Origin of the sequence: Sphaerisporangium sp. NPDC088356 (assembly GCF_040685555.1) — a bacterium.
Lineage (GTDB): Bacteria > Actinomycetota > Actinomycetes > Streptosporangiales > Streptosporangiaceae > Sphaerisporangium.
In genome coordinates, this window is sequence record NZ_JBFBIK010000029.1 from 64897 (window position 1) to 71310 (window position 6414).

Below are 6414 nucleotides of genomic sequence, written 5' to 3' on the forward strand. Positions count from 1 at the left end.
GCGGTCCGCGCACCCTTCGCACGCGCGGGCCAGGGCGTCACCGGTCGTGACCGTGGCTCCTCAGGCGACATACATCGATGCTACGTCGGCGCTCGCTGCCGCCAACCCGGTTGGGGCTCCCGGGGCTCATCGTGTTCCCGGTGTTCCCGTACGCGCCGGGCTCGCCGCACGAGCACGATCACGGCGGTGAGGCTCGCGCCCGCGCATGCGGTCGCCGCCAGAGCGACTCCGCCGTACAGGGTGATCATGCCCGTGTCGCGCCGGACGACCCGCACAGGCGGGAGGGCAGAGGGCGAGGTGCTCGTGCCGGCGGTCATCGGAAGGTCGGCGTCCTGGACGCCCGCGCCGGAGGCGGTGTGCCGGTGCCGCGACAGCCTCGCGGCCTCGGCGAGCGACCGGGCCGCGTTCACCACGCCGAAGCCCATACCGGGGTCGTAGCCCCGGTATGGGCGGCGCGTGGCGCCGGTGGTGAGGGCCTGAGCGACGAGTGCAGGCGACATTTTTGGATATTTCGCTTTGATCAGGGCGGCGACCCCCGAGACGAGCGCCGTCGCCTGCGACGTGCCCCTGCCGACCCAGTACTGGTCGCCCGGACCGGCCCCGAAGATGTCCACGCCGGGCGCCGCGAGGAGGACCAGCGAGTTGCGGTTGGAGAAGGACGCCTTGTGCATGCCCCGATCGGCCGCCGCCACCGAGATCACCCCGGGGAGCGACGCCGGATAGGAGTACGGCCCGTCCTTGCGGCCCGCCCCGTCGTTGCCCGCCGCGGCCACCAGGACCACGCCCTTGGAGATCGCGTACCGGATCGCCGCCCGTTCCTGCCGGGTCGGCTGGTCCTTGGAGATCGACATGTTGATCACGTCAGCGCCGTGGTCGACGGCGTAGCGGATGCCGCGCGCGACGACGTTCTCGAACCGCGCCTCGGAGTTGAAGTCGTGGAAGCCCGGCTCGTCGTCCTCCAGGATGACCCGCACCGAGAGCACCTTGGCGGCCGGCGCGACCCCGATCACCCCGTCGGAGTGCCCGGGGCCGTGCCCGTGCCCCGCGATCAGCGAAGCCATGTACGTGCCGTGCAGGCGGAGCGGCGCGACGCCGCGCGGGTTGGCGCCCACGGTGAGGTCCGGGCCGGTGAACACGGATCCGGCCAGGTCGTGGTGCCGGGGATCGACTCCGGAGTCCAGCACCGCGACCTTGACCCCGGCGCCCCGGGTGATCCGCCATGCTCCGGCCACGTCGAGGGTGCGCATCACCTGGAGCTGGCTCCCGCGCACCTGGTCGGCCAGCGCCGGCCGCGCCGCGAGCGTGCCCATGACCAGCAGCCCCAGCAGGACCGGCAGCAGGGCGAGCAAGGAAAACCCGGAAAGCACGGCGTGCGGGCGCGGCACGGTGGGCACGGTGGGCACGGTGGGCACGTTCAGCACTGCCAGTCCTTGCCCGCGCAGTCGGGACGGGCGGGGGTGGCCAGCGTGGTGAGGATCCGGTCTTCCAGATCGGAGGTGAAGCTGAAGATGGTGGAACGCTGGTGGCCGACCGATCGGGCCGGCCTCCCGTCGACCTGGCCCGCCGTGGTGAGCACGAGGTACGGCCCGGCCTGCGCCAGCGAGGCGGCCTGGCGGGCGGCGGCGTTGAACCGGTCGGCGACGGTCCGGGGGAAGGCCAGCGCCCGCAGACCGGGCGAGGGCACGCCTCCCGGCGGGAACGCGGCCCTGGCCGCGAGTGCGGACCCCTGGTCGGGGAAGGCCGCGACGCCGATGGTCACGACCACCCCTTGCAGCGCGTCGAGGTAGGTCGCGCGGAGCACGGCGCGGCAGCCGGCCGCCTTCAACACGGTCCTGAGCGCGGCGTCCACGGCCGCGGCGCAGTCGGTGCGCGAGGAGATGCCGACCCTGCGGGCGTTCTCCTTGCCGCCCTGCTCGGCGATGTACGGCAGGAGGGCCGGGAAGATCTCGCCCGCGGGCCACACCTGCCAGCGGCGCGCCGTCTCCTCCGCCGAGGCCTGCTGGATCTCGGCGGAGCTCGGACCACGGGTCAGCTCGGCGCCGGCGGCCCCAGCGGCCACTCCGGCGACGATCGCGCAGATCAAAGTGAGCGCTGACGCCACCACCAGGGACGGCCAAGCACGCGACTCACTCACCTGCCCGACCCTAACGCCCCCGGTGGGAAGGCATCCGCCGTTCCATCCGCATAGATCCCATTGGAAAGTACTTGACGGGGTGGAAAGTGGAAAGTACTTTCCTGATTGGAAACGATAGGAGACGCCCATGGACGCCACCCCCGAGGACGCCGCGTACATCACCCCAGAAGCCGCCGCGCGCAGCCTGCGCGAGATCCGCGCGTCCCAGGCGGGCATCGTGCGGGCCAGGCCGTGGTTCCCCACCTGGTATCCCGTCGGCGTCGGCGTCTACGTGACCGGGTTGCAGTTCTTCACGGAACCGGGCACCTCCGGCCTGCTCGCTGTGACGGGGACCACCCTCCTGGCGGTCGCCCTCGCCGGCCTGATCGTCGTGCTGGCCCGCACCAACCGGCAGGTTCCCCACCGCAGCCTCGTCAGGCCCGCTGTGGTCGGCGCCTTCGTCGTCTGGCTGCTGGTGGGCGTCGCCGTCTGCATGGTGCTCGCGATCACCCTGTCGTCGGCCGAGGTCGCCTACGGGCGCACGTACGCGGGCCTCGCCGTGACGGCGTTCATGGCGCTCACCGGCCCGGCCGTCGCCTTCGCGATCACGCGGCGCATGGCGGCGAAGATCGAGCAAGGCTGATGGCGGAGCTCGACCCGATCATCCACGCTCCGGCCCGGCTGCGCGTCATGTCGCTGCTGGCGGCGATGGAGGAGGCGGAGTTCGCCTCCGTCCGCGACGCGGCCGAGGTCAGCGACTCGGTGCTGTCCAAGCACGCCGCCGCGCTGGAGGCCGCGGGGTATGTGGTGATCCGCAAGGGTCACGTGGGCAAGCGCCCCCGCACCTGGCTCAGGCTCTCGGGCGCCGGACGTGAGGCGTACGCCGCCCATGTCGCCGCACTCCAGGCCATCGTCGCCCAGTCGGGGCTGTCGTTGACCGGCGAATAACCGGGGCACTCGCCTGGAAGAGACACGCGCGGCCCGCGTCCTCCCGAGGGAGGAGCGGGCCGCGGGCGTTGGTCGTACCGGCCTGGGTCAGTAGGTCGGAAGCGAGGGGTCGACGGTCTTGACCCAGCTCAGCACGCCACCGCCGACGTGGACGGCGTCGGAGAAGCCGGCGTTCTTCAGGACCGCCAGCGCCTCGGCGGACCGGGCTCCCGACTTGCAGTGCAGCACGATCTTCTTGTCGTGCGGCAACCGCTCCAGGGCCGTGCCGCGCACGAAGTCACCCTTGGGGATCAGCACGGCGCCGGGGATGTTGACGATCTCGTACTCGTTCTGCTCGCGGACGTCGACGAGGAAGATGTCGTCCCCGCGGTCCTGCATGTCCTTGAGCTCCTTGGCCGTGATCGTGGAGCCCGTGGCGGCCTCCTGCGCCTCGTCGGAGATCGTGCCGCAGAACGCCTCGTAGTCGATCAGCTCGGTGATCGTGGGGTTCTTGCCGCAGAGCGGGCACTCAGGGTCCTTACGGACCTTGACGTCGCGGTACTTCATCTCCAGGGCGTCATAGATCATCAGACGGCCGACCAGCGGGTCGCCGATGCCCGTGAGGACCTTGATCGCCTCGTTCACCTGGATCGAGCCGATGGAGGCGCAGAGCACGCCGAGGACGCCGCCCTCGGCGCAGGACGGCACCATGCCCGGAGGCGGCGGCTCGGGGTACAGGCAGCGGTAGCAGGGCCCGTACTCGGACCAGAACACGCTCGCCTGGCCGTCGAAGCGGTAGATCGAGCCCCAGATGTAGGGCTTGCCCAGCAGGACGGCCGCGTCGTTCACCATGTAGCGGGTCGCGAAGTTGTCCGTGCCGTCGACGATCAGGTCGTAGGCGGCGAAGATGTCCATCACGTTGTCGGTCGTGAGCGCCACGTTGTGGATCACGACGTTGACCAGGGGGTTGATCTCGCGGACCGTCGCGGCGGCGCTCTCGGCCTTCAGGCGGCCGACGTCCGACTGTCCATGGATGATCTGCCGCTGAAGGTTGGACTCATCAACGACATCGAAGTCTACGACGCCGAGCGTGCCGACACCGGCCGCGGCGAGGTACATAAGGGCCGGGGAGCCGAGGCCGCCGGCGCCCACACAGAGCACCTTGGCGTTCTTCAGCCGCTTCTGCCCGGCCATCCCCACATCGGGGATGATCAGATGGCGAGAGTAGCGGCGCACCTCGTCAACGGTCAGCTCGTCGGCCGGCTCTACCAGCGGTGGCAACGACACAGTTCTACGCTCCCGTTTCAGGGGATCTTCCCATTTGGCGGCTTGCCCGTCAGGCTACGCGCCCCGCCGTCTGTCACAACCTAACCCGGTTGCCCCCGCATTCCCGAATCGGCGATCTTAGCCGACGGCGGCCGTATTCTCCGCGCTCCGCACATCATTCACGTCCTTCGCGCCGTCGCCGCCCGTGGATGCCTTCCTCGCGCTGTCCTGCATCAGGACGCGTACATGGCGGGCGACGAGCGCGGGGAACTCCATCTGCGCGACGTGAGCGGCGTGGGGAAGGAGCACCAGCCTGACGTCCTGGAACGTGCGCCCGGCCCTCGCCGCCATCCTCGGGTCCACAAGCCGGTCGTGCCGCCCGTGCACCACCAGGGTGGGAGCGGTCACCTGGGTTGCCAGCCGCCACAGGCTGTCGGCGCCGCGCCGGAAGTACTCGTTGACCAGGGCACGGGCGGTGGCCACCAGCGCCAGGCCCGCGTAGGGAAGCTCGTCGCGGCGGCGCAGCTCGGCCACGGCGTCCTCCAGGCGGACGGGGTGGACCCGGCCGCTGTCGGCGTAGCACATGGCCATGGTCGCCCTGATCCTCCGCTCGGGCGGCAGCGAGCGGAGCCGGGTGACGGCCCACTCGCCGAGCCGGGGGGCCGCCGACATGGCGACGCGGGCCGGGCCGTACCGAGGGAGCAGGTCGGGCAGGGCCGGCGAGACGAGCGTGAGGGTGCGGACGAGATCGGGGCGCGTGGCCGCCACCCTGACCGCGACGGCGCCGCCCAGGGAGTTGCCGAGCAGGTGGACGGGGCCGCCGATGTGCTCGATCAGCGCCGTGACGGCCGCCGCGTGCGCGCCGATGGAGTAGTCGCCGCCCGGCGGCGCGGGAGAGTAGCCCGCTCCTGGCAGGTCGACGGCGTATCCCCTGACCTGGTCGTGGAGCTCGGCCATCAGATCGGTCCAGTTGGTCGCGGATCCGGCGAGCCCGTGCACGAACACGGCCTTCTCCTGCGGCCCCTCGGGCGTGGACCGCACGTAGACGCCGAGGCCGCCGAGGTCGAGCAGTTCCCCGGGCCAGTGCGGAATCGGTTCCTCCACCATCTTTCCCCTCCTGTTCACCGTCCGTTCCGACGATAACCCGGGACCGTACAGCCCATGCCTACCACCGCACCCGGCTGGGGCCACCCCGGACACGCCCGGAGCGCCACAAGATCAGAGGAAATATCGGGCAAATCAGGAAATATCGAACTGAAAGACATAAGGGCAGGTTAAGTAGATGCCAAAAGGCAGTGATCCTCGTTTGTCGCATGCGCCGCTAGGAAAACAAGACAAGTGGGAAGACTCATAACGAGTCACCCCAGCATTTACCTCGAAAATGAGGAAATGCGTCCGCTGGGCAACCCGATGCGTCAAGGGGGAAAACGCAATGCCCGACGTCAAGAAATACGCCGCAATGCTGACCGTCACTGCGGCACTCACTGGTGGTCTCGCCGGTCTCGGCGCCACCACGGCTACAAGCGCCAACGCGTCCACCGCGATCGGCACCTTCGACGGCGGCTTCGGCGGCTTCGACGGCTTCGACGGCGGCGGCGGCGGCGGCTACGGCGGCGGCCACTGCCACCACCACCACGGCGGCCACCACGGCCACCACGGCGGCTGGGGCGACCACGACGGCGGCTGGGGCGACGACGACGGCGGCTGGGGCGGCGGCAAGGGCCACGGCTTCTCCCGTCACCACCGTCACCACCGTCACCACGGAGGCGGCCACCGCAACTGCTACTTCAAGATCGTAGAGGCGCGCTTCTTCCGGGCGATCGTCGGCCACCACAGCCATGGAGGCGGCCACCACGACTTCTTCCGTGACAACCACCGCCGCCACTGGCGTCCCGAGCACCACCATCACCACCACGGCCACAAGCACCACGGCAAGCACGAGGAGAGGTAAACATCCATTCCTAGGCGGACTTTCCAGGCGATAAACCGCCCGGTACAACGAGCCGCTTAGCCGACAGATTACGGGAGGCCCCGGAGCGATTCCGCTCCGGGAAGGGAGGCGGGCCTCGAACGCGTGATCAACGCGTACGGCCTCATGGAGGGCACGG

7 protein-coding genes are annotated in these 6414 nt (G+C 70.2%); 3 read left to right on the forward strand and 4 right to left on the reverse strand.

All coding sequences use genetic code 11. The features are described 5' to 3' along the window. Positions 1–80: 80 nt before the first annotated feature. Positions 81–1421 carry a S8 family serine peptidase gene (locus tag AB0O34_RS13950; protein WP_363915717.1) on the reverse strand — a complete coding sequence of 447 codons (1341 nt, stop codon included), beginning with the start codon at positions 1419–1421 and terminating at the stop codon, positions 81–83. Further along, positions 1415–2134, reverse strand: coding sequence for a hypothetical protein (locus AB0O34_RS13955; protein WP_363915718.1), 720 nt, complete (start codon positions 2132–2134; stop codon positions 1415–1417). The genes AB0O34_RS13950 and AB0O34_RS13955 overlap by 7 nt, the downstream gene beginning before the upstream one ends. Before the next feature lie 127 nt (positions 2135–2261). On the opposite strand from AB0O34_RS13955, the gene AB0O34_RS13960 reads away from it, so the two are divergent. Then, positions 2262–2756, forward strand: coding sequence for a hypothetical protein (locus AB0O34_RS13960; protein ID WP_363915719.1), 495 nt, complete (start codon positions 2262–2264; stop codon positions 2754–2756). Further along, on the forward strand, positions 2756–3061 hold the full coding sequence (locus AB0O34_RS13965) for a transcriptional regulator (RefSeq protein WP_363915720.1): 306 nt from the start codon (positions 2756–2758) through the stop codon (positions 3059–3061). Before AB0O34_RS13960 ends, AB0O34_RS13965 begins: the two co-directional genes overlap by 1 nt. Before the next feature lie 87 nt (positions 3062–3148). Here the strand turns inward: AB0O34_RS13965 and moeZ are convergent, their stop codons facing one another. Then, positions 3149–4327, reverse strand: coding sequence for an adenylyltransferase/sulfurtransferase MoeZ (gene moeZ, locus AB0O34_RS13970; protein ID WP_363915721.1), 1179 nt, complete (start codon positions 4325–4327; stop codon positions 3149–3151). A 117-nt stretch (positions 4328–4444) separates the two neighbouring features. Beyond that, a complete protein-coding gene (locus AB0O34_RS13975) occupies positions 4445–5413 on the reverse strand; it encodes an alpha/beta hydrolase (protein WP_363915722.1) in 969 nt (322 codons plus the stop codon). Between the two features lie 325 nt (positions 5414–5738). On the opposite strand from AB0O34_RS13975, the gene AB0O34_RS13980 reads away from it, so the two are divergent. After that, positions 5739–6257, forward strand: coding sequence for a hypothetical protein (locus AB0O34_RS13980; RefSeq protein ID WP_363915723.1), 519 nt, complete (start codon positions 5739–5741; stop codon positions 6255–6257). Positions 6258–6414: the final 157 nt, after the last annotated feature.